This is a genomic window from Pseudomonas sp. C1C7 (assembly GCF_013359595.1).
In the GTDB taxonomy this organism is placed as follows: Bacteria; Pseudomonadota; Gammaproteobacteria; order Pseudomonadales; family Pseudomonadaceae; genus Aquipseudomonas.
In genome coordinates this window covers 34,064-56,103 of record NZ_JABFMP010000026.1, presented here as the reverse complement: position 1 = coordinate 56,103, position 22,040 = coordinate 34,064, and the positions used below count along the sequence as shown (strand labels likewise).

The window sequence follows — 22,040 nt, the reverse complement described above, 5'->3', positions numbered from 1 at the left end:
TTAAGAAATTGCTTAAATCCTGAAACTGGTGTTTTTCCGTTGATCCAGCAAATGAACCATCAAGCAGGCATACAGGGTGACCGCGATGAACAGCGCCATGCGCACCGCGAAGGCGGTCTGCACGTCTTTGCCCGCCGCACTGTCCTGCACTGACTGCCCAAGCAGGATGATCAGCGTAATCAGCGTGTTGAGCCAGAAACCGGGGCTAACCCGGCCCGGACTCAGGCCGTAGAGCTTGCGTGCTAGTAGCAGGGCGAACAGCAGCATCCACAGAAAGAACATCCACAGGTGCACGAACAGGCCCAGCGCATTCCAGAACCCGACAGCGAGCAGTCCTCCGAGCAGGGTCGAACCCACCAGCTCACGCCCGGCGGAGCGCGCCGAGGTGGTCGAGCTCTGTTGCCCCAGGCTCACCGCCTTGAGGACGATGGGCAGGTAGCTGGCGGGGTTGATCAGCGCCAGCAGGAAGGCCGGCATCACGATCAGCGTGGCACGCAAGGCCACCCGGTCGACTTCGTCCGCCGCAATCTGCGGTGCAGCAGGCGCGGGTGGGGCATTGTCCGGCTCGGGGTACAAACCGTGACTCACGACACCGGACATGACCGCCAACAGCAAGCCCGCAACCAGGGCCTGGATGACCGTAAGTGCCAGGTCGAAGTCGGCGACGCCGGCCGAAGAAATCATCGTCAGGCCGATTACCAGCAAGGTGACGATCAGGTTGTTGCCCCCGCGCAGGCCAAAGCGAAACACCACGAACAGGCACAGGTCGATCAACAGCACACCGCTGACGGCGAAGTAACGCAAAAGCGGGATCAGCAGCAGGCCGATGCCCGTGGTCAACATCGCAATCAGCGCCAGCGCCACTGTGGCCTTCAATGGCAACGGGCGATTGACGCTGGCCAGCAACAACACGCACAGCACCGGCGCCAGAAAGGGGATCGGCAGGGCCAGACCAAAGCTGGCCGCCAGGCACAACGCAGTTCCCGTGGCCAGGCGCAGGGCGCGCTGTACCCTGGGCGAACGCGGATGCCCACTGAACGCAGGATCAGTAGACATACGACAGCCAGCTCATCAGCCGCAGAAAGAACCGGCCCAAGGGGTTCAGCAGATTGCCTTCGCTGGGAAACGCCATGACTTCCGCCTGGCCCCCGGCGCGGATCGAACGGTTATCGCGCAGCATCGCCAGGGCGTCGGGTGAAAACTCGATGATCACCGGGAAACGCTGGGCCGGTCGCAACCAGTCGCGGCTGTTCTGTACCGTGGGCAGGCTGCCGGGGGCGGTCGGTTGACCGACGCTGACACCGTAACCGACGCTGCGAACACGGCCGACGAACACCTCGCCGGGCAGCGCATCGAGCACGATCCTCACCGGCGTGTCGGGTTTGACCAGTCCCAGATTGTTCTCGGTCATGTCGGCGCTGATCCACACGTCATGGATCGCGATCAGGGTCATCACCGGGTTGCCGGCGGCGGCGAACTGGCCGACGTCGGTGCGCAGGTCGGTGATCAGCCCGGCCGAGCGGGCGCGAACCTGGGTGTTGGACAGATCCAGCTCGGCTTTCGACAGGGCGGTGGCGGCGCTGCGCAACTGGGCGTTGTCTTCCTCGCTGCCGCCTTCCTGTTCCCGGGCCCTTTGGACTTCGGCGCGGGCGGCGGCGACCTGGCTGACCGCCGCCTCGCGGTTGGCCCGGGACACTTCCAGCAGACGCACGGACACGGTGCCGGGATCCTGGCGATACAGGCCTTCAAGGCGCTGATTGTCCTGCCGCGCCTTGAGTTCGTTGGCCTGGGCCGCTCGCAAACTGGCCTGAGCCGAAGCGATACCGGCGGTGCTCGCGCCGATCTGCCGGCGGGTGGACTCCAGATCGGCCTTGGCCCGGTCGACGGCGATCTGATACGGCTGCGGATCGACCTCGAAGATGACATCGCCAGCCTTGACGTCCTGGTTGTTGCGCACGTTGACGCGGATCACCCGGCCTGCGACTTCCGCCGCCACCGGAATCACGAAGGCGCCGACCCGGGCCTGCTGCGTGTAGGGCGTGAACCGATCCGCCAGCAGATACCAGGCAAGGCTCAAGACGATCAGCAGCAACACCCATTTCACGCCTTTCTTCGTCGGGTCGGCGGGCGGCGGGGCGTCAGGGGAAGTAGGCGCGGCGTCAGTCATGGTTGCTCACCGGGTTGGGAAAGGAAGAGGCGGGTTGCGGCTCGGACAGCAGGTCGCCCCAGTCGGTGCGTTGTTCCATCTGCTTGCGCGTGGCCGGATCGATCCTGGCCTGGGCGCTGTACCAGCCACCGCCCAGGGCCCGGTACAGGGCAATCACGTTACTGACCGCGTCGCTGCGACTGACCAGGTAGCTGTCCTGGGTATCGAGCAGCGCGCGCTGGGCATCGAGCACCCTTTGAAAGTCCGAGTAACCCTCGCGATACAGGGTGTTGGCCAATTCCAGCGAGCGCTTCGCCGCGCCTTCGGCCTCGCGCAGGATACGTTCGCGCTGCAAGGCCTGGGTCAGACCGTTGGCGGCGTCATCCGCTTCCCGCGCAGCCTGGCGCACCTTGTCGCGATAGGCTTCGATCAGTTGCTGCAGGCGCGCATCCTGGATCCGCACGTTGTTGGTGATGCGCCCATAATCGAAAACGTTCCAGCGCAGGCTCGGTCCGCCGATCAGGTCGAGACTTCGGGAGCTGCCGCTCAGTGTGTCGGTGGACCAGACGATGCTGCCCAGCAGACTCAGCGACGGGTAGAGGTCAGTCTCGGCAACGCCCACCAGCGCCGATTGGGCGGCGACGTTCAATTCGGCGGCGCGCACGTCGGGGCGGCGCAGCAGCAGCTTGGCCGGGACGTCTTGCAGCACCGCGCGATCCACCAGCGGAATCAGGCTGTTGTTCTCCACCACCAGCGGCAATTCTCCCGGCGGCTGGCCGATCAGGATCGCCAGGGCATTGCGCAGGCGCACGAGCTGATCCTGCAGGCCGGGGATGCTGCTCAGGGTGCCCAGGTATTGGGTCTTGGCTTGTTGCAGGTCGAGTTCGGCGCTCTGGCCGCTCTTGAACAGTTTCTCGGTGATCTCGTAGTTGCGTTCCTGCTGGCGGGCGTTTTCCTCGGCGACCCGCAAGCGCGCCTGGGTGGTGCGCAGGGCAAAGTAATTGTCGGCGACCTGGGCGCGCAGCAGCACCAGGGCATCCTCGTAATTGGCCTCGGCGGCGAAATAGCTGGCGTCGGAGGCCTCGATGGCGCGGCTGAAACGTCCCCAGAAATCCAGTTCCCAACCCACATCGAAGCCGGCGCTGTGCTGCCAGAAACGGCTGTCCACCGGGTTGCGTCCGCCGGACTGGTCACGGTGCACATACACGCTGTCGGCGCTGAGCTGTTGCAGCTGCGGATAACGACCGCTTTCGGCGATGCCCAATTGCGCCCGGGCTTCCATGACCCGCAGGCCGGCGATCTTCAGGCTGGAATTGTTGGTGTCGGCTTCGGCGATCAACTGGTCCAGGGTCGGGTCGGCAAAAATCGACCACCACTGGCGAATATCCGGTTGCAGTTCCCGCTGGCTGGCCTGTTCCAGGTGTGGCGAATGCCAGTGATCCACCCAGGGCTCTGCGGGCGGCTGAAAATCCGGTCCCAAGCGTACGCATCCGTCCAGAGACAGGACGAGGGCGAGCGCGGCAAACAGCAGCAAGGGAGGGGCGGGTAAGGGCATTGCGTGGTTCCGGCCAGGGAATATCACAGCAGCATAGCCGCCCAAACGCCGCCCGGAGGGTTTGCGCGAGCCGTCACGCAAAAACGGCGCCAATGCATTAAAAACGACCTGTTTGCGCTAAACGCGCACCTTCATCACTTTTCTGTTGAACGAGTGTTCAGCTTGGATTATGTTCTTTTCCACCTACTCTCCCGGCTGGTTGCGGGCTTGCGTTTCTTCTTTTTGAACGAGGCACTGGCATGCGGTTTTCACCCTTTGTTGAGCGGATCTCAGGACAAGGCGTAGCGGCCTGGGATATTCACTACGCGGCTTTCGATGCGCGACGACGCGGTGAGGATGTGATCATTCTCAGTGTCGGCGATCCGGACTTCCCGACACCCGACTTCATCACCGACGCCGCCATCGAAGCGCTGCGCGAAGGTGACACCCACTACACCGAAATCGCTGGCCGCAAGGCCTTGCGCGACGCCATCGCCGGGCGTTACTCCAAACTCCTCGGTCGTGAACTGCAAGCTGAAAACGTGATCACCGTGGCCGGGGCGCAGAACGCCTTGTTCACGGCCTCGATGTGCCTGCTCAGCGCCGGCGACGAGGTGATTGCCCTCGATCCGATGTACGTGACCTACGAGGCGACCCTCAAGGCTTCCGGCGCCACGTTGGTACGGGTGCCGTGCTCGGCGGACGATGATTTCCGCCTCGATGCCGCCGTACTGGCCAAGGCCATCACCAACCGCACCAAGGCGATTTTCCTCTCCAACCCGAACAATCCCACCGGCGTGGTGCTCAACCGCGAAGAGCTGCAGACCATCGCCGACCTGGCCATCGCCCATGACCTGTGGGTGGTGGTCGATGAAGTCTATGAAAGCCTGACGTTCGAGCGCGATCACCTGAGCCTGGCGGCGTTGCCAGGCATGGCCGAGCGTTGCGTGGTGATCGGCAGCCTGTCCAAATCCCATGCCATGACTGGCTGGCGCATTGGCTGGATCGTCGCGGATCCGGCGCTGGTCGCCCACGCTGAAACCCTGGTGTTGAGCATGCTCTACGGCCTGCCGGGGTTCTGCATGGAAGCCGCGCTCAAGGCGGTGCAGGCCCATGACGAAGTCAGCCACGGCATGCGTGATATCTATCGGCACCGTCGTGACCTGGTGGTGGCGGGGCTGTCGGGCTGTTACGCGATTTCCGTGCTCAAGCCCGATGCCGGCATGTTCGTGCTGGTGGACGTGCGCGCTACCGGCCTGACCTCGCTGGAATTCGCCTGGCGGCTGCTGCGTGAGGCGCGGGTGTCGGTGCTCGATGCCGCCGCGTTCGGCGAACCGGCTCAGGGCTTCGTGCGTTTGTCCTTCACCATGGGTGAAGAGCGGCTGGCCGAAGCGTGCAAGCGCATCCGCGACTTCCTCCTTGTACTCAGGGATGAAGCACCCAAGCCTGTAATCGCCCGCGTGACCAGCGAACCGCTGATTCAGCCGGTGACCGTGCGCAACATGATCGAGGTGGAAAAACTGCACAAGCGCTTCGGCAACATCGAAGTGCTCAAGGGCGTCTCGATGACTGCCCGCGAAGGCGATGTGATTTCGCTGATCGGCGCCAGCGGCTCGGGCAAAAGTACCTTGCTGCGCTGCATCAACATGCTCGAAGTGCCGGACCAGGGGCGCATCCTGGTGGATGGCGAAAGCATTCACTTGAACCACACCCGTCCCGGCGCGCCGCTGGTGGCGGATGCCAAGCAGCTGGTGCGCATCCGTTCGAGCCTGGGCATGGTGTTCCAGAACTTCAACCTCTGGCCCCATCGCACGGTGCTGGAAAACCTGATCGAAGCGCCGACCCAGGTCCTGCGCGAGAGCAAGGCGGAGGCCACCGAACGGGCCGAAGCGCTGCTCGAGCGCGTGGGGCTGGCGGCCAAGCGCAACGAATACCCGGCGTTTCTCTCCGGGGGGCAGCAACAACGGGTGGCCATCGCCCGGGCCCTGGCCATGCGACCCAAGGTCATGCTGTTCGATGAACCCACCTCGGCACTCGACCCGGAACTGGTCGGCGAAGTGCTGCGGGTGATCCGCTCGCTCGCCGAAGAAGGCCGGACCATGATCCTGGTGACCCATGAAATGGCCTTCGCACGCGATGTCTCATCCAAGGTCGCCTTCCTGCATCAAGGCCTGATCGAGGAAACCGGTACGCCGGACGATGTGTTCGTACACCCACGCAGCGAGCGTTGCCGACAGTTCGTCAACGCTCATCAGACTCGCTAATAACATCAATAAAAGACGGGGAACAATCATGGGAAATCGACGTTTGGCAAACTGGTTGGGCGGCGTGGCTTGCGTCATGCTCGCCGGCATCAGCGCGGCGCAGGCCCAGCCGATCCGCTTCGCGGTCGCGGCCGAACCCTATCCGCCGTACACCGAGAAGCAGGCCAACGGTGAGTGGAAGGGTTTTGAAGTGGACCTGATCCACAAGCTGTGCAGCGAAATGAAAGCCGAGTGCGAGATCAAGGAAGTGGCCTGGGACGGGATCATTCCGTCGCTGCTGGCGAAGAAGATCGACGTGATTTTTTCCTCGATGTCGGTGACCGAGGAGCGTGAAAAGCAGATCGCTTTCAGCAAGGCCTACTACGACACCCCGATCGCGATTGTCGGCCCCAAGGGCACTAAAGTCGCCAAGTACCCGGATGACCTGAAGGGCAAGACCATCGGCGTGCAGAACTCCACCGTCAGCGCCAGTTACCTGAAGGCCTACTACGAAAAAATCGCCGACGTGAAGTACTACGACACCCAGGACTCGGCCAACGCCGACATGGTCGCCGGTCGCATCGACCTGATGATGGCTGACGGCACCGCGATGACCGCGTTCGTCAAATCCCCGGACGCCAAGGGCCTCGAACTGCTCGCCACCGTCCCTTACGACCCGCTGTTCGGCAAGGGCGTCGGCGCCGGCATTCGCAAGGACGACACCGAACTCAAGGCCAGGCTCGACAAGGCCATCACCGAACTGCTGGCCAGCAAGGACTACGACGAACTCTCCCAGAGCTACTTCGGTACCAGCGTAAAACCGAAGCTGTGACCTTCTGGAGCGCAATACCTGTAGGAGCGAGGCTTGCCCGCGAAGGGGCGTCAACGATAACGCGGGAAACCTGATGCCCCGCGGTGTATTGGAGTCCATCGCGAGCAAGCTGGCTCCTACAGCGGACGGCGCAGTACCTGTGGGAGCGAGCCTGCTCGCGATGGTCGTGAACGATGACGCGGAATGCCTGATGCCCCGCGGTGTTCTTTGGTTCATCGCGAGCAAGCTCGCTCCCACAGGGAACATGGCAGACGTTTGAATTCGTCATGCGGAGACTGAAATGCCAACAATGTTCGAGATGATCGGTTTCAGCGATCAGGGATGGGGCGCTGCGTTGCTCAAGGGTCTGGGGATGACCCTGCAGATATCGGCCGGGGCCTTTGTGGTCGGCTTGATCGTCGGGCTGGTGGTGGCCTGTCTCAAGCTGGGCGCGCCCAAGCCCATTGCGGCACTGGCCCGGGGTTACACCACCTTGTTCCGCGCCGTGCCCGAGCTGTTGATGATCCTGTTGCTGTTCTACGTCGGCTCCATGCTGCTCAATTCGTTGATGGAGTCCATGGGCTACGACCCGGTCAACGTCAGCGGCCCGCTGGCGGCGATCCTGGTACTGGGGCTGGTGCAGGGCGCCTACGCCTCGGAGATCTTCCGCGCGGCGATCCAGGCCATTCCCTTTGGCCAGATCGAAGCGGGCAAGGCGTTCGGCCTGCACGGTTTCGCGCTGTTCCGCCGGGTCACGCTGCCGATCATGGCGCCGTATGCAATGGCGGGCATGGCCAACCTGTGGATCAACCTGATCAAGGACAGTGCCCTGATCAGCGTGGTCGGGACCAACGAGCTGCTGTACACCGCCAAGCAGGCCGCGGGTTCGACGCGTCAGTACCTGTTGTTCTACCTCACCGCCGCGGCGCTGTATTACGCGGTGACGCTGGTATCCAACTACTTGTCGGGACGGCTGGAGCGACGCATTCGTCGCTGGATGCCAATAGTCGACTAACCGGGCCGAACGAACGGGTTGAGAGAGCGAAATGATTCCAGCGTGGACAATCGAATACGCATCGCTGCTGATGCGCGGACTGCAAACGACCATCGCCATCCTGCTGATTTCCAGCGTGCTGGGGTTCGTCCTGGCAATCCTGGTGGCACTGGCACGCATCTCCAGAAACAAGCTGATCGCCAAGGTCAGCCTGTTGTTTACCAGCGTCACCCGCGGTACGCCGCTGCTGATCCAGATCTACATCTTCTACTACGGCCTGGGCAGCCTGTTCGCACAGTTCCCGTTGATCCGCGGCAGCTTCCTCTGGCCGTACATGCGCGACGGCTACTGGTACATCGTCTTCGCCCTGGTGGTGTCGGTGGGCGCCTACGTCGGCGAAGTGATTCGCGGCGGCCTGCTGGCGGTGCCCAAAGGGGAAATGGAAGCCGCCTCGGCCTTCGGCATGACCCCGCGCCAGACCCTGTTGCGGGTACGCCTGCCACGGGCATTGCGCCTGCTGTTGCCGACCCTGGCCGGGGAAACGGTGATGCTGCTCAAATCCACGGCGCTGGCCTCGACCATCGCGGTCATCGACCTGTTGGGCGCGGCCAACGTGGTGCGGGCGCAGACCCTGCAAGTCTATGAGCCGCTGTTGCTGGTGGCCGGCGTGTACATCTGCCTGACGTTCCTGATCGAAGCGCTGTTCGCCTTCTTCGAACGTCGCGGCACACCGGTGCGCAGGTCCGCATGATGAACCAGCCACGGGTTGATCGCTCACTGCAAGGCATTGGCCTGTGTGTCCTGGGCTACGCCTTTCTGTCCTTGCAGGACGCGGGCATCAAGTGGCTGGTGGATGGCTATTCGGTGTTCACCATTCTGTTCTGGCGCGCCGTCGTGGTGGCGGGCGCCTGTTTGCTGGCGGGACGCACCGAACTGGTTCGCCGCGCCTGGCGCTCATCCAGTCGGCGGCTGCTGGTGGTGCGCGGCCTGCTGTCGATTGCGGCCTGGCTGCTGTACTACACGGCGGCCCGGGACCTGACCCTGGCGGAAATGACCACCCTGTATTTCTCGGCACCGATCATGGTCACCGTGCTGGCGACGAGCATTCTCAAGGAACAGGTCAACCGCTGGCAGTGGTTCGCCCTGATCCTGGGTTTCATCGGCGTGGTGATTGCCTGCCGTCCCAACAACATGACCGACCCGCTGCCGATCGTCCTGACCCTGCTGGCGGCGGTGTTCTGGGCGTTTACCTACATCCAGTTGCGTCAGGTGGATGACCAGACTTCGGTGCTGGAGCAGATGCTCATCACCAATGTGGTGTTCGTGATCTGCATGGCCGTGGCCTTGCCCTGGACCCACACCCCGACGCCGATGCCGGCGTGGCTGGGCATGCTCGCTGCCGGGTTGATGGGTGGAGCGGGGCAGTTCTTGCTGTTCGCCAGTTTCCAGCGCGCTACGGCTACGGTGCTGGCGCCGTTCGAGTACACCGGGCTGATCTGGGCGTTCCTGCTGTCGAGCGTGGTCTGGGGCACGCTGATGGATGTGTCGCTGATGATCGGTGCCGGCCTGATCGCGGTCAGCGGCACCCTGGCGATGATCTTCGGCCGACACGCCTCACAGGACGTCGTCGGCGCTGAATGCTCCGTTTCGCAGCCCCTTTACCCAGCAGCGACAGATGTGCAGACCGTTGGCCGGGCTGAAGGTCTCGGCGTTGAGGCTCCACTCGATCCAGAGGCCGTCGAGCATCGCCGATAGGCCGATGGCGGCCAGGCGGGTGTCGTGGATCTTGAAGCCTTCGCTGACCGCCAGGTCGTCGAGTAGCTGACACAGCAGGTCGATGTAGGTGCCGTAGCTTTTTTCGTGGGCCTGGCTTACGTGTTCGGAATGCCGGATCAGGCTCCAGAACACCACCCAGGCGCCCAGCAATTGCGGGTCCAGGACCCTGGGTGAAAAGGAACCGACCAGGAACGCATCCATCTTCTGCGCCGGCGTGCCGGCCTGATCGATTTCATTGCGCAGGGCGGTGGTCAGTTCGATGGCGAGCTTCTGGTAGGTGTCGGCGATCAGCGCATCGATGCTGCCGAAATGATGATTGAGCAAGCCGACGGAGACACCGGCCTCGGTGGCGATACGCCGCACGGAAAGCCCGGCGTGGCCATCGCGGACCAGACAGCGCAGGGCAGCGGATACCAGCGACTCACGGCGTTCATCGGCTTCGGCACGACGGTTTTTCGGGGCAGGTGTGGTCACGGGAGATTCCTTGAATGGTTCCACGTTGCCGAGCTTAGTTGAACACACGTTCAATCACCAGTCTCGTTCACGACGACGCTTTTGACACTCAGGGCAGATACAGGACAGGGGGAGCAATCATATGGCGCAGGATGTTTCGTTCAACGTTCACAACAATAACGGTGGCACAGTTCAGGTCGGAGCATGGCGGTTCGTCGGTGACGGCAGCGGTCCGACTGTGCACTTGCAGGCCGGCGTGCATGCCGATGAAATCGCCGGGATGCTGGTGCTGCACCTGCTGATGCAACGCCTGCAAGTGGCGGAGCGGCAGGGCTGGCTCAAGGGCAGCATCACCGTGGTGCCTCAAGCCAATCCGCTGGGCATCGGCCAGTTCCGTCAGGGGCGGATTCTCGGTCGGCATCACGACGCCACCGGGCATAACTTCAACCGTGGCTTCGATCAGTCGGCGGCCATGGAACAGCCTTCCACCGTGGTCCAGCAATGGCAGAAGCAACTGGTGCAACTGGCGGCGCCGGCGGATGTGATGCTCGACCTGCACACCGATGACGAAGCACTGCCTTACCTCTACGTGCACCGCAGTTTCTGGCCGCGCGGTCGTGACCTGGCGGTGGCGATGAAGATGGACGTGGCGATCATCTGGGACGACGGCGGCGACGGCTCCTTCGAAGAAACCATCATCGCTCCCTGGCTGCGCGAAGGCAGCGCCGAGCGGCACATGGCCGCGACCCTGGAGTTGCGCGGGCAGGGCGACGTCAGCGATCACTTCGCCGGGCAGGATGCCGACGGCCTTTACTCCTGGCTGTGCGGATACGGCGTGATCGACGATACCCCGGTAGCTGCAGACTGGCCCGTCGAAGCGGTGGACATGGGCCATATGGAAACCATCCTCGCGCCGCAACCCGGCGTGCTGATCTTCGAGAAAGAACTGGGTGATCTCGTCGAGGAAGGCCAGCGCTTCGCCCGAATCCTGCGCCGCCCCGGCGATCCGTATTCGGAAGTGGTGCTGTACGCGCAACAGACCGGACGCCTGGTCACCCGCTACCGCGACCGCCTGATCGGCCAGGGCATGGGCGTGGCGAAGTTCACCGGCACCCGCGTGTCGCGCAATTGGAGCGGCGGGCTGCTGGATCCGAACTAAAGAAAACACTTAGACCGAGAGTGATCACCCGAATACCGCAGCGCAAAGCGTTGCCCTAGGCTGCCCGCAACCCGTAACGCCGTCCCCTGTAGCCGCAGGCTTTGCCAGCGGCTACAAAAGAGCGTGCGTTACGGCTCCCAAGTTCTGGCCGGAGTACGCCATGCGGTTATTCGAGTTGATCACCTTCACGGTAAAGGTTCGCACCGTCGCCCAAGCGCTGGCGAAGATCGAAACGGCACTGGCCGAGTCCGAGGTCGGCGGTGCCCTGATGGGGTGCTGGGCCTCGGAGATCGGTCAGTTGAACCAGATTGCCCTGTTGCGCGGCTTTGCCGATGAAAACGCGCGGCAAGCCGAGCGCGAGCGGTTCTTGCTGGATGGCCGGGCGTTTGGCATCAACGAGTTCATCACCGACCTGCGCATCGAAAACTACAGCCTGTTTCCCTTCCTCAAACCCCTGGCCCCCGGCAATCATGGGCCGTGCTATGAACTGCGGGTCTACGACCTGATCAGCGCCGGCCTGCAACCGACCCTCGATGGCTGGGCCAAGGCCATCGAAGCACGCACCGCCGAACAATATTCCCCGGTGTACGCCGCGTTTTATGCCACCGACGGCGCACTGCCGCGCTACCTGCACATCTGGCCGTGGTCCACCCTGGAGCAGCGCCTGCAAGTACGCACCCAGGCCGTTGCAGACGGCGTCTGGCCTCCGGAAAACTCCGGCCCGCAACTGCGCGACATGCAATCCACCATCTACCTGCCGGCGAAGTTTTCACCGCTGCAGTAACTGTAGGAGCGAGCAGGCTCGCTCCCACCGTTTGTGAACGCAAACCCCCTGTAGGAGCTGCCGAAGGCTGCGATCTTTTGATCTTGCCCTTAGAAGATCGCAGCCATCGGCAGCTCCTGCAGGGTCAAAATCAATCAGCGCGCAACGCCTCATCAATTTTCTTAATCTTTGGTATTGATTAAGCGAACTTCCGCCACTCAAGTGATGAATTGATAATGGGTCTCAAGCGAGCAAACACAGACCACTGAGTTGCTCTCTTAACCAACTTATCCCGGAGATTCATCATGAAATACGTTATGTTCGCCGCACTTTCGTTAGCCAGTGTCTTTGCTTCGGCCCAAGACGCCACTCCAGCCCGGAAAGGTCTGGATATCGCCAAGGTCATCAGCATCAAACCCGCTCAGGACCCTGCCACCACCAGCGGTATCATCGACTCGAAGATGGTTTACCTGGACAGCGCCGGCGTAACTCGCACCTTGGACTACACCATCCTCGGTAACGCCCAGCAGAACGGTTGAAGTTGATGATTGAAGTGACCCACTACCGTTGTAAAACAACTAAAAACGCCGCGTCCAACGCGGCGTTTTTTGTTATGGGCGCAATTAGCGCACTTCGGCCAGGCTGACTTGTGGCTGCGAAACAAAAGGCTCCGGCTCAGGCCCGGTAAGAATCAGGCGGAAGGTCTCTACCAACGGCCGCAACGTAACCCGATGCCACGCCACCCACAGCGGCATGGTGAAGGTCAGCCACGGCAGCTCGCGAAACACCACTCCCGGATGCGCCGCCTGATTCAGGCTTTTCTGTGTCATGGCCACCCCCAGTCCGGCCGCCACCAGACCCAGCGCGGTGTAAGGCTCAGCCGCCTCCAGACGAATCTGCGGGGTGAACCCCGCTCGAATGCACGCAGCGACGAAATCCGCATGATGGTTCTCGCCCTGGCTGTACTTCACGCCGATCCAGTCCAGATCCTGCACATGAGTCGGCAGCAGCCGCTCGGTACCCGCCAGCGGATGATTCGCCGGCATCGCCAGCAGCATCGGGTCTTCCAGCAACTGGAAGTGCGTCAGTTCCGCGTCGTCGTTGCTCGGCGGCTCGCTGACCAGCGCCACGTCCAGGCTGCGCTGGCGCAAGCCTTCGAGCTGATCGGCCGAACTCAGGTGATGCAGGGCAATGTGCACGCCGGGACGAATCTCGCGCACCTCTCGGAGCGCCGCCGGCAGCACGTTGGCATGCATGGCGTTTTCGATGTAGCCGATGCACAGACCACCTTCCTCACCACGCCCCAGGCGCTTGCCCAAAGACTCCAGGCGATTGGCGTGGGTGAGCAGGGCGCGGGCTTCGGTGAGGAAGGTCCGTCCGTCGGTTGTCAGGCGGATGCGTTGCTGGGTGCGCTCGAACAGGACCAGGCCCAGACGCTCTTCGAGCTGAGCGATCTGTCGGCTCAGGGGCGACTGGGAAATGTGCAACCGCTCTGCGGCACGGCCCACATGTTCCTCTTCGGCGGTAACGATGAAATAGCGAAGCTGGCGCAGGTCGATCATGGTGATGCTCGCGAGGTCTCAAGTGTGGCTTATTGTGTCTTGGACGGTCTGCGTTGCGCAATCTAGGATCTGCTCAACGGTCGCCAACCGGCGATCACTCAACTGATCCAGAGGATTTGAAAATGAGCTTGAAAGACAAATTGCCAGGCGTGTTGGGTTTCGGTACCGCTCCACTGGGCAACATGTTCCGCAACATTCCCGAAACCGAGGCACTGGCCACTGTCGATGCGGCCTGGGACGCCGGCGTGCGTTACTTCGATACCGCGCCGTTCTACGGTGCCGGTCTTTCCGAAATCCGCCTGGGCAACGCGTTGGAAAAATACAACCGGGACGACTACGTCCTGAGCACCAAGGTTGGCCGCGTCATCCTCGACGAGCTGGACAACAGCGCCCGTGACTTGGGCGAAAAAAGCGGCGTGTTCGAACACGGCCTGCGCAACAAGATCGTCAATGACTACAGCGCCGATGCCACGAAGCGCTCCATCGAGGACAGCCTCAAGCGCCTGAGGACCGACCGCCTGGACATCGTCTGGATTCACGACATCGCCCAGGATTTCTACGGCGACCAGTGGCTGCAATATTTCGAACAGGCCCGCACCGGTGCGTTCAAGGTGCTGGACCGTCTGCGCGACGAAGGCGTGATCAAGGCCTGGGGCCTGGGTGTCAACCGCGTCGAGCCGATCGAACTGACCCTGGACCTGGAAGAAGCCCGCCCCGATGGCATGCTGCTCGCCGGTCGCTACACCTTGCTCGATCACGAACGTGCCCTGCAACGCGTGATGGCCTCGGCCCATGCGCAGAATGTCGACATCGTGGTCGGTGGTCCGTACAGCTCAGGGATCCTGGCCGGTGGCGCGCACTTCGAATACCAGAAGGCCAGCCCGCAGATCATCCAGAAGGTCGAGCACATCAAGCGCATCGCCCAGGCCCATGGCGTGGACATCAAGGCCGCCGCGCTGCAATTCTCCCTGGCCAACCCGGCGGTGGCCGCGGTGATCCCAGGCGCCAGCCGTCCGGAGCGCATCGCCGAAGATGTGGCTGCGCTGCAAGCGGTGATCCCGGCGGCATTCTGGGCGCAACTGCGCAGTGCCGGGTTGATTGCGGCTAACGCGCCAGTGCCGGCGTAACAATCGGCTGAAACCTGAACCCCTGTGGGAGCGAGCAGGCTCGCTCCCACAAAGGGCAACATGCTCACTGTGCCGATACGATGCTCTTGGCCTCCAAAAACGACTCCAACCCCAGCACCCCGAATTCCCGGCCAATCCCCGATTGCTTCACCCCACCAAACGGCGCCAGCAATTCCGGGTTGATCCGGTTGATCATCACGGTGCCCGCTTCCAGCCTGGAGGCGATTCGCCCGGCACGTTCCAGATCCCTCGCAAGCACATAGGCATGCAGCCCATACACCGTGCCATTGGCAATCTCGATGGCCTGTTCCTCGCTGTCATAGGTCATGATCGACAGCACCGGCCCGAAGATTTCTTCACGGGCTATATCCATCTGCGGGCTGACATCGACGAACACCGTGGGCCTCACGAAATAGCCCTTTTCCAGCCCGGCAGGGCGACCCTCGCCACCGACAATCAACCGCGCACCCTGCACAAGGCCACGCTCAATGTAGTGCTGAACACGCTCGTACTGGGCAAGGCTGGCCAGCGGCCCGATGGCGCTGTCCGGATCCCGGGGATCGCCCACGCGCAAGGTCGCGGCATAGGCCTGCACGGCGCCGATGACCTCATCCAGACGCGCTCGCGGCACCAGCAGTCGAGTCCCGGCAATGCACGCCTGTCCGCTGTTGTTGAAGGCGGCATTGATCGCCAGTGGTATGGCGGTGGCCAGGTCCGCATCGTCCAGCACGATCGACGCCGATTTGCCGGTCAGGGCAAGGCTCACCCGTTTAATGCTGTCCACGGCGGCACGGGCGATCAGCTTGCCGGTGGCGGTGGAGCCGGTGAAGGAGAGCCGGGCGATGTCGGGATGTGTGCTCAGTTCATCGCCGACATCGTGGCCGCGTCCCAACAGAATGTTGAAAATCCCGCCCGGCAAACCCGCGCTGTGCAGCGCCTCGGCGATCACGCGGCTCTGCAACGGGCTCAGCTCACTGGGTTTGATCACCGACGCGCAACCGGCGGCGATGGCGCAGGCGAGCTTGCTGCAGACCGTCCCGGCCACGCTGTTCCAGGGCGCGATCAATGCCGCGACACCCACCGGTTCCATCACCACTTGCGCCGTACCGACGGTGCGACTCAGCGGATAGTCCTCCAGGGTTTGCGCGGCATTGGCAAAACACTGGGAGACATACTGGCTGACCCATTGCGTGCGGGCGAACACGCCGCCGTATTCTTCGATGGCCGAATCGCGAATCCGCTCGGCGCTGCCCAGCACGGCGGCCTGAAGCTGGCGGAGCATCTCGATGCGTTCGGCCTTGCTCGTGTTGCCGAACCCGCTTTGCGCGCGCCGCGCGGCAGCGATGGCCAGCTTCGCATCATCCCGGTTGGCCAGGGTGGCGGTGCCGATGACCGCTTCGGTCGCCGGATTGATGATCTCGATGATCTCCGTGCCCTGTACCGGGACGAAATTGCCGTCGATGTAAGCCTCTTTGATGTTCCACATGATCTGTCCCGGTCGTTCGTGAAGAAGGAAAGGCCAAACTAGCGGTTTGTCATTGAGCTGATAATCCGTTCAAATGCGGATGAATCATCAAGGAAACCGGAACAATGTACAGAAGCGGCTTGACCGAACTGGAAGTGGTACTGGCAGTCGCCAAGCGGCGGGGTTTCCGTGCGGCAGCCACCGACTTGAACATGTCCACCACGGCGGTCAGCAATGCGGTGGCCGGCCTGGAAGCGCGCCTGGGAACACGGCTGTTCCATCGAACCACCCGCAGCGTTTCACTGACCGAGGCCGGGCAGCGTTTCATCGAGCAGATAGAGCCCGCCGTCGCCGATATCCAGCAGGCGATGCAAAACCTGCACGAAGACCCGGCCCGACCGACAGGCACGCTGCGCATCAACAGCTCGCTGGGCGCGGCGCTGATGGTTTTCCAACCGATCCTGCTCAAATTCCTGAACCGTTACCCCGGGATGACCGTGGACATCGTCACCGAAGGCAAAATGGTCGACATCATCGCCGAAGGCTTCGACGCGGGATTGCGTCAGGGTACGCGGGTGCCACGGGACATGATCCGAGTGCCCATCACCCCGAACATTCAAAGGGTGGTGGTGGGTTCCACAGACTATTTTTCTACGCACCCTGAGCCAGATGCACCCGAGGACCTGGCCGATCACGCCTGTATCCGCGCGCGCCTGCCCGGTGGGGAATCGTCCCCTTGGGCGTTCATCCGTGACGAGCAGACGTTCACCCTCGATGTGCTCGGGCCATTGGTGCTGGACGCGCCGCAATTGATGGTCGAAGCGGTACGGCAAGGCGTCGGGCTCGCGCAGGTGCCGCAATGGTACGTGCAGGAAGATTTGGAAGAAGGGCGGCTGATCCAGGTCCTGGCGCCTTTCACGCCCGACGCGCCCGGCCTGTCGCTGTACTACGCTGGACATCGGCATATTCCCCCCGGCCTGCGATCACTGATCGATCTGATCCACGAGCAAGCGGGTCATTTCAGTTTCTGAAACAGTGGATTTCAATTCGTAGGCATTCCGCCGCACCGGCGTTGAGGGGAAGATAGCGCTCACTCTGCATTCCGATCATCACCCCTGGCGCAGCGAGGAGACACCCGATGGACGGCATCTCGAAACCGCAATCCTCACCCTGGCATGAAGGCGAGCTGACCTTGCAACGCAGCGTCGGCGCGGTCGAGATGATGGTGGGGGTCGGCCAGCGCCAGATGTCGCGGGCGTGGATGCCGGACCAGCATCGCGAGTTCTATGCGCAACTGCCGTTTGTGATTCTGGGGGCGGTGGACCCTCAGGGTGATGTCTGGGCCACGATTCGCACCGGCCAACCCGGCTTCATGCATTCTCCGGAGCCGCAAATCCTGCATATAAAGCTTGAGCCGCAACCCAACGATCCGGCGCAGGAGGGCATGAAGGCTGGCGATGCCATCGGCATGCTCGGCATGGAATTGCACACCCGCCGGCGCAACCGCATGAATGGCAACGTGCGGCGCGAGCTGGAGGATGGCATCGAAATCGCGGTCACCCAGGCCTACGGCAATTGCCCGCGTTATATCAATCTGCGTCAGTACGCCTTCGTCGAAGAAACGCTCGACATTGCCCGCGAGTTGAGTGCGACGGACGAGATCGTGCGCCAGATGACCACCACGGCCGATTCGTTTTACGTCGCCACCTACGTCGAGCGCGACGGCCAGAATCAGGTCGACGCTTCCCATCGCGGTGGCAAATCGGGTTTCGTGCGCATGGAAGAAGACGGCACGCTGACCATTCCTGACTTCTCCGGCAATCTGTTTTTCAACACCCTGGGCAACATCCTGCTCAACCCCCGGGCCGGGCTGGTGTTCATGGATTTCAAGAGCGGTGACCTGCTGCAAATGACCGGCACTGCCGAGGTGCTGCTGGACGATCCCCGGATTGCCGCATTCCAGGGGGCCGAGCGGCTGTGGCGTTTCAAGCCGCAGCGCATCGTTTACCGTCAGGCCGCGCTGGCATTGCGTTGGGAAGACAAGGAAGAGGGGGAGTCGCCCAATTCCCTGATGACCGGCAGTTGGGAGCACGCCGCCGAGCGCTTGCGGGCCGAGGCCATGCGCACCCACTGGCGGCCGCTGCGGGTGGCGCGCATCGTCGAGGAAAGCCCGAGCATTCGTTCGTTTTATCTGGAACCCGATGACGGCATTGGCCTGCCCGGGTTCGAGCCGGGGCAACACGTGCCCGTGCGGATCCTGCCCCATGGGCAGCAGGCGCCTTCGATTCGTACCTACAGCGTGTCCAGCGCTCCGTCGGATGACTTCCTGCGCATCAGCGTCAAACGTGACGGCCTGGTTTCTTCGCATCTGCATGAGCGAATCCAGGTCGGTGACTGGATCGAAGCACGCGCACCCCAAGGGCATTTTTCCGTTCACGCGGCTGAGCGGCGTCCATTGGTGCTGCTGGCCGCCGGTGTCGGTATCACGCCGTTGCTGTCGATGCTGCGGGAAGTGGTTTATCAGGGAAAACGCATCAATCGCCTGCGCCCGACCTGGCTGGTGCAAAGCAGCCGCGCTGTGGAGGACCTGGCTTTCCGCGAGGAAATCGATGAGCTGGTCGCACGGGCGGGGGACAGGGTCAAGGTGTTGCGCGTAGTCAGCCAGCCATCCACCGACGGTTCCGGCGGTGAATATGACAAGGCAGGTCGGATCAATGTCGAACTGCTCAAGACCGTGCTGCCGCTCAACGACTACGACTTCTACCTGTGCGGACCGGGGAGTTTTACCCAGGCGCTGTACGATGGCTTGCGTGCATTGCGCATTCCCGATGACCGGATTCACGCCGAAACCTTTGGCCCGTCGACCCTGGTCCGCGACGCCGAAATCACCGTGCCCGCCGCGCAACAGACACCCGCTTCAAGTGAACCGGTGAAAGTGCTGTTCTCCACCTCCGGCAAGGAAGCGCGCTGGGAACCCGGCACCGGAACCTTGCTGGAACTGGCCGAAGCCCGTGGTCTGAACCCCGAATTCAGCTGCCGCGGCGGCTCCTGCGGCACCTGCAAAACCCGCATCACCAGCGGGCACGTGCACTACCTCAACACCCCGGACCAGGGCCTGGCCGCCGACGAAGTGCTGATTTGCTGTTCGGTCCCGGCCCAAGGCAGCGAACCGCTGGTGCTCGACATCTGAACCCACCTATCTGTAGGAGCGAGGCTTGCCCGCGAAGGCGCCAGATCAGCCAACATCAATGTTGAATGTACCGGCCCTTTCGCGGGCAAGCCTCGCTCCTACGGATGTTGTGTTCGGCGCAGCGTGCCGATCAGACCAACGCACTCCTGCGCTTGAGCTCGCTGTTGAGGATGAAGTCGTTCTCCGAATAATCCACCGGACAATCGATCACATGCACCCCCGGTTCGCCGATGCAACGCTCCAGCAGCGGCAGGAAGCCTTCGGCGCTGTCGACCCGATGGCCCTTGGCACCATAGGCTTGGGCGTATTTGACGAAGTCCGGGTTGCCGTAGTCCAGGCCGAAATCGGTGAAGCCCATGTTGGCCTGTTTCCAGCGGATCATGCCGTAGCCGTCGTCGCGCAGGATGATCACCGTGAGGTTCATCTTCAGGCGCACGGCGGTTTCCAGTTCCTGGCTGTTCATCATGAAACCGCCGTCACCGCACACCGCGACCACCGGGCGGTCGGGGTAGACCAGGTGTGAGGCCATCGCCGACGGCAGGCCGGCGCCCATGGTCGCCAGGGCGTTGTCCAGCAGTACGGTGTTTGGCCGGTGGGCCTTGTAGTTGCGGGCGAACCAGATTTTGTAGATGCCGTTGTCCAGCGCGACGATGCCTTCGGAGGGCAGGGCGCGACGCACGTCGGCAACGAAACGCTGCGGGTAGATCGGGAAACGGTTGTCGTCGGCGCCCTCGATGATCTGCGCCTCGTTGGCCTCGCGGATCGCCATCAGGCGGCTGAAATCCCAGTGCGGCTGGACTTGCAGCGCCTCGCCGATCTGCCACACGGCGTTGGCGATGTCGCCCACCACTTCGATCTGCGGGAAATACACCGGGTCGACTTCCGCCGAACGGAAGTTGATGTGAATCACCTCGGTACCGCCACGGACCATGAAGAACGGCGGTTTCTCGATCACGTCGTGGCCGATGTTGACGATCAGGTCGGCGGCTTCCACGGCGCGGTGCACGAAGTCGCCGGCGGAGAGGGCGGCGTTGCCGAGAAAGCGCGGGTGGCGCTCGTCCACCACGCCCTTGCCCATCTGCGTGGTCACAAACGGAATGCCGGTGTTGTCGATCAGCTGCTTGAGCACCTTGCAGGTCATCTTGCGGTTAGCCCCGGCGCCGATCACCAGGATCGGGCTGCGGGCGGCCTTGAGCTTTTCCACGGCGCCTTCGATGGACTTGGTCTCGGCCAGGGGACGACGGACCAGACTCGGCGGGATCGGCATGCTTTCAGTCTGTTCGGCGGCAATGTCTTCAGGCAGCTCCAGATGCACGGCACCGGGTTTTTCTTCTTCGGACAGGCGGAAGGCTTCGCGCACCCGGGAGGGGATGTTGTCGGCGGACGCCAGTTGATGGGTGTACTTGGTCAGTGGCTGCATCATGCCGACCACATCGAGGATCTGGAACCGGCCCTGCTTGGACTTCTTGATCGGTTTCTGCCCGGTGATCATCAGCATCGGCATGCCGCCCAGATAGGCATAAGCACCGGCCGTCACCAGATTGGTCGCGCCAGGGCCCAGGGTCGAGAGGCTGACGCCGGTCTTGCCGGTCAGGCGGCCATAGGTAGCAGCCATGAAACCGGCGGATTGTTCGTGGCGGGTCAGCACCAGCTTGATGGGCGACTTGCGCAGGGACTCCAGCAGGTCAAGGTTCTCTTCGCCGGGAATTCCGAACACGAACTCCACGCCCTCGTTTTCCAGACATTGCACAACGACATCGGCAGCCTTGGCCATTTTGGTTGGTACCTCGGATTTCGGGAAGGGAACAGGCCCTGCGTGATTGCCCGCAAAACCTGAATGCCTGATCGGTACTGCACCGCCCAGTATCGTCCCATTGCCCTTGACCGGTTTACCGTTGGTCGCCTGCGTGCGCTCCGTGAAGGCCCGACTGTTTCAGCTGCTGAAATGCTGGATTGTAAAAGCTGGTGATTCCGCAGTTTGCGGTAGCGAGAGACCATAGCGCCATCGACGCGATCCCCGGGTCGAACCCTTGTCAAAGCGGAGTACGTCATGTCCCAGAACGCCATCAAACTTTATCGTCACCCTTTGTCCGGCCACTCGCATCGTGTCGAGTTGATGCTTTCGTTGCTGGGCCAGCCTGCCGAACTGGTGTTCGTCGACCTGATGAAAGGCGCGCACAAGTCCCCTGAGTTCCTGGCGCTCAACGCCTTCGGACAAGTGCCGGTGATCGATGACAACGGCACCGTGCTGTCCGATTCGAACGCCATCCTGGTGTACCTCGCCGCCCAGTACGGCAATGGCCAATGGCTGCCGAGCGATCCACTGGCGCAAGCGAAGGTCCAGCGCTGGCTGTCGGTGGCGGCGGGTCAGATCAGTTCGGGTCCGGCCACGGCGCGCTTGATCACCGTTTTTGGCGCCAAGTACAACGCCGATGAAGTCATCAGCCGTTCCCATGCCTTGCTCAAAGTCATGGAGCAGGAACTGGCGCAAGGCAAATTCCTCGCAGGAGACACGGCCACCGTCGCTGACGTCGCCGCCTACACCTACATTGCCCATGCACCGGAAGGCAACGTCGCGCTGACCGAATATCCGCATATCCGTGCCTGGCTGAGCAGCATCGAAGCCTTGCCAGGTTTCGTCGGCATGCAGCGCACCGCTGTCGGCTTGCAACAAGCCTGAAGTGAACCCGGGGCCCGGCGATGAGATTTCGCCGGGCCCCGCACGTTGAAGTTCCTCCCCTAAAACAGCCAATAGCGATGCGCAAACGTGCGAAAGCCGTCACGGCCGACAATACTGGCGATTGATTCGCCCGCGGA

The 22,040-nt window shown here is 62.5% G+C and carries 18 protein-coding genes and 1 pseudogene; 12 read left to right on the top strand and 7 right to left on the bottom strand.

Annotated elements, in window-relative coordinates; translation table 11 throughout:
• Positions 1-12 precede the first annotated feature (12 nt).
• Genes HNO86_RS20385 through HNO86_RS20375 form a run of 3 tightly spaced genes read right to left on the bottom strand, consistent with a single transcriptional unit; the run spans position 13 to position 3,701 of the window.
• The gene (locus HNO86_RS20385) at positions 13-1,056 is read right to left on the bottom strand and encodes a DUF2955 domain-containing protein (protein ID WP_175378733.1); all 1,044 of its coding nucleotides are present in this window, start codon (positions 1,054-1,056) and stop codon (positions 13-15) included.
• Complete coding sequence (locus HNO86_RS20380) at positions 1,046-2,167, bottom strand: HlyD family secretion protein (protein WP_175378732.1); 1,122 nt, start codon at positions 2,165-2,167, stop codon at positions 1,046-1,048. The genes HNO86_RS20385 and HNO86_RS20380 overlap by 11 nt, the downstream gene beginning before the upstream one ends.
• The gene (locus HNO86_RS20375) at positions 2,160-3,701 is read right to left on the bottom strand and encodes a TolC family protein (RefSeq protein WP_175378731.1); all 1,542 of its coding nucleotides are present in this window, start codon (positions 3,699-3,701) and stop codon (positions 2,160-2,162) included. The genes HNO86_RS20380 and HNO86_RS20375 overlap by 8 nt, the downstream gene beginning before the upstream one ends.
• Before the next feature lie 239 nt (positions 3,702-3,940).
• Here HNO86_RS20375 and HNO86_RS30470 point away from each other — a divergent pair, with 239 nt between their 5' ends.
• From HNO86_RS30470 to HNO86_RS30295, 5 genes are all read left to right on the top strand, one after another.
• On the top strand, positions 3,941-5,944 hold the full coding sequence (locus HNO86_RS30470) for an aminotransferase class I/II-fold pyridoxal phosphate-dependent enzyme (RefSeq protein WP_175378730.1): 2,004 nt from the start codon (positions 3,941-3,943) through the stop codon (positions 5,942-5,944).
• 28 nt (positions 5,945-5,972) lie between these two features.
• Positions 5,973-6,755: a transporter substrate-binding domain-containing protein gene (locus HNO86_RS20365; protein WP_175378729.1), complete on the top strand. Its 783-nt coding sequence runs from the start codon at positions 5,973-5,975 to the stop codon at positions 6,753-6,755.
• A gap of 280 nt (positions 6,756-7,035) precedes the next feature.
• Positions 7,036-7,749 (top strand): ABC transporter permease, encoded by a 714-nt coding sequence (locus HNO86_RS20360; protein ID WP_175378728.1) that lies wholly within the window; start codon positions 7,036-7,038, stop codon positions 7,747-7,749.
• Between the two features lie 31 nt (positions 7,750-7,780).
• Positions 7,781-8,479 carry an ABC transporter permease subunit gene (locus HNO86_RS20355; RefSeq protein ID WP_175378727.1) on the top strand — a complete coding sequence of 233 codons (699 nt, stop codon included), beginning with the start codon at positions 7,781-7,783 and terminating at the stop codon, positions 8,477-8,479.
• Positions 8,479-9,483, top strand: coding sequence for a DMT family transporter (locus tag HNO86_RS30295; RefSeq protein ID WP_256672697.1), 1,005 nt, complete (start codon positions 8,479-8,481; stop codon positions 9,481-9,483). Before HNO86_RS20355 ends, HNO86_RS30295 begins: the two co-directional genes overlap by 1 nt.
• On the opposite strand, the pseudogene HNO86_RS20350 reads toward HNO86_RS30295, so the two are convergent.
• Positions 9,439-9,867 (bottom strand): annotated as a pseudogene (locus tag HNO86_RS20350) (TetR family transcriptional regulator C-terminal domain-containing protein); the annotation flags it as partial. The gene HNO86_RS30295 and the pseudogene HNO86_RS20350 overlap by 45 nt on opposite strands.
• A gap of 232 nt (positions 9,868-10,099) precedes the next feature.
• On the opposite strand from HNO86_RS20350, the gene HNO86_RS20345 reads away from it, so the two are divergent.
• The 3 genes from HNO86_RS20345 (at position 10,100) to HNO86_RS20335 (ending at position 12,418) form a co-directional block, all read left to right on the top strand.
• Positions 10,100-11,116: a succinylglutamate desuccinylase/aspartoacylase family protein gene (locus HNO86_RS20345; RefSeq protein ID WP_175378725.1), complete on the top strand. Its 1,017-nt coding sequence runs from the start codon at positions 10,100-10,102 to the stop codon at positions 11,114-11,116.
• Between the two features lie 160 nt (positions 11,117-11,276).
• Positions 11,277-11,900 carry an NIPSNAP family protein gene (locus HNO86_RS20340; protein ID WP_175378724.1) on the top strand — a complete coding sequence of 208 codons (624 nt, stop codon included), beginning with the start codon at positions 11,277-11,279 and terminating at the stop codon, positions 11,898-11,900.
• A 284-nt stretch (positions 11,901-12,184) separates the two neighbouring features.
• Positions 12,185-12,418 carry a DUF2790 domain-containing protein gene (locus HNO86_RS20335; RefSeq protein ID WP_175378723.1) on the top strand — a complete coding sequence of 78 codons (234 nt, stop codon included), beginning with the start codon at positions 12,185-12,187 and terminating at the stop codon, positions 12,416-12,418.
• An 84-nt stretch (positions 12,419-12,502) separates the two neighbouring features.
• Here HNO86_RS20335 and HNO86_RS20330 read toward each other — a convergent pair whose 3' ends face one another.
• Positions 12,503-13,441, bottom strand: a complete 939-nt coding sequence (locus tag HNO86_RS20330) for a LysR substrate-binding domain-containing protein (RefSeq protein WP_175378722.1) — start codon at positions 13,439-13,441, stop codon at positions 12,503-12,505.
• Positions 13,442-13,563: 122 nt separating this feature from the next.
• Here HNO86_RS20330 and HNO86_RS20325 point away from each other — a divergent pair, with 122 nt between their 5' ends.
• Entirely contained in the window at positions 13,564-14,568 is a 1,005-nt protein-coding gene (locus HNO86_RS20325) for an aldo/keto reductase (protein WP_175378721.1), read from the top strand.
• A gap of 64 nt (positions 14,569-14,632) precedes the next feature.
• On the opposite strand, the gene HNO86_RS20320 is transcribed toward HNO86_RS20325, so the two are convergent.
• The gene (locus tag HNO86_RS20320) at positions 14,633-16,054 is read right to left on the bottom strand and encodes an aldehyde dehydrogenase family protein (protein ID WP_175378720.1); all 1,422 of its coding nucleotides are present in this window, start codon (positions 16,052-16,054) and stop codon (positions 14,633-14,635) included.
• 104 nt (positions 16,055-16,158) lie between these two features.
• Between HNO86_RS20320 and HNO86_RS20315 the strand changes: the two genes are divergently transcribed.
• On the top strand, positions 16,159-17,064 hold the full coding sequence (locus HNO86_RS20315) for a LysR family transcriptional regulator (protein ID WP_175378719.1): 906 nt from the start codon (positions 16,159-16,161) through the stop codon (positions 17,062-17,064).
• 107 nt (positions 17,065-17,171) lie between these two features.
• A complete protein-coding gene (locus HNO86_RS20310; RefSeq protein WP_175378718.1) occupies positions 17,172-19,223 on the top strand; it encodes a pyridoxamine 5'-phosphate oxidase family protein in 2,052 nt (683 codons plus the stop codon).
• Positions 19,224-19,353: 130 nt separating this feature from the next.
• On the opposite strand, the gene HNO86_RS20305 is transcribed toward HNO86_RS20310, so the two are convergent.
• Positions 19,354-20,997, bottom strand: a complete 1,644-nt coding sequence (locus tag HNO86_RS20305) for an acetolactate synthase large subunit (RefSeq protein ID WP_175378717.1) — start codon at positions 20,995-20,997, stop codon at positions 19,354-19,356.
• A 276-nt stretch (positions 20,998-21,273) separates the two neighbouring features.
• On the opposite strand from HNO86_RS20305, the gene HNO86_RS20300 reads away from it, so the two are divergent.
• Positions 21,274-21,903, top strand: a complete 630-nt coding sequence (locus HNO86_RS20300) for a glutathione S-transferase family protein (RefSeq protein ID WP_175378716.1) — start codon at positions 21,274-21,276, stop codon at positions 21,901-21,903.
• Positions 21,904-22,040: the final 137 nt, after the last annotated feature.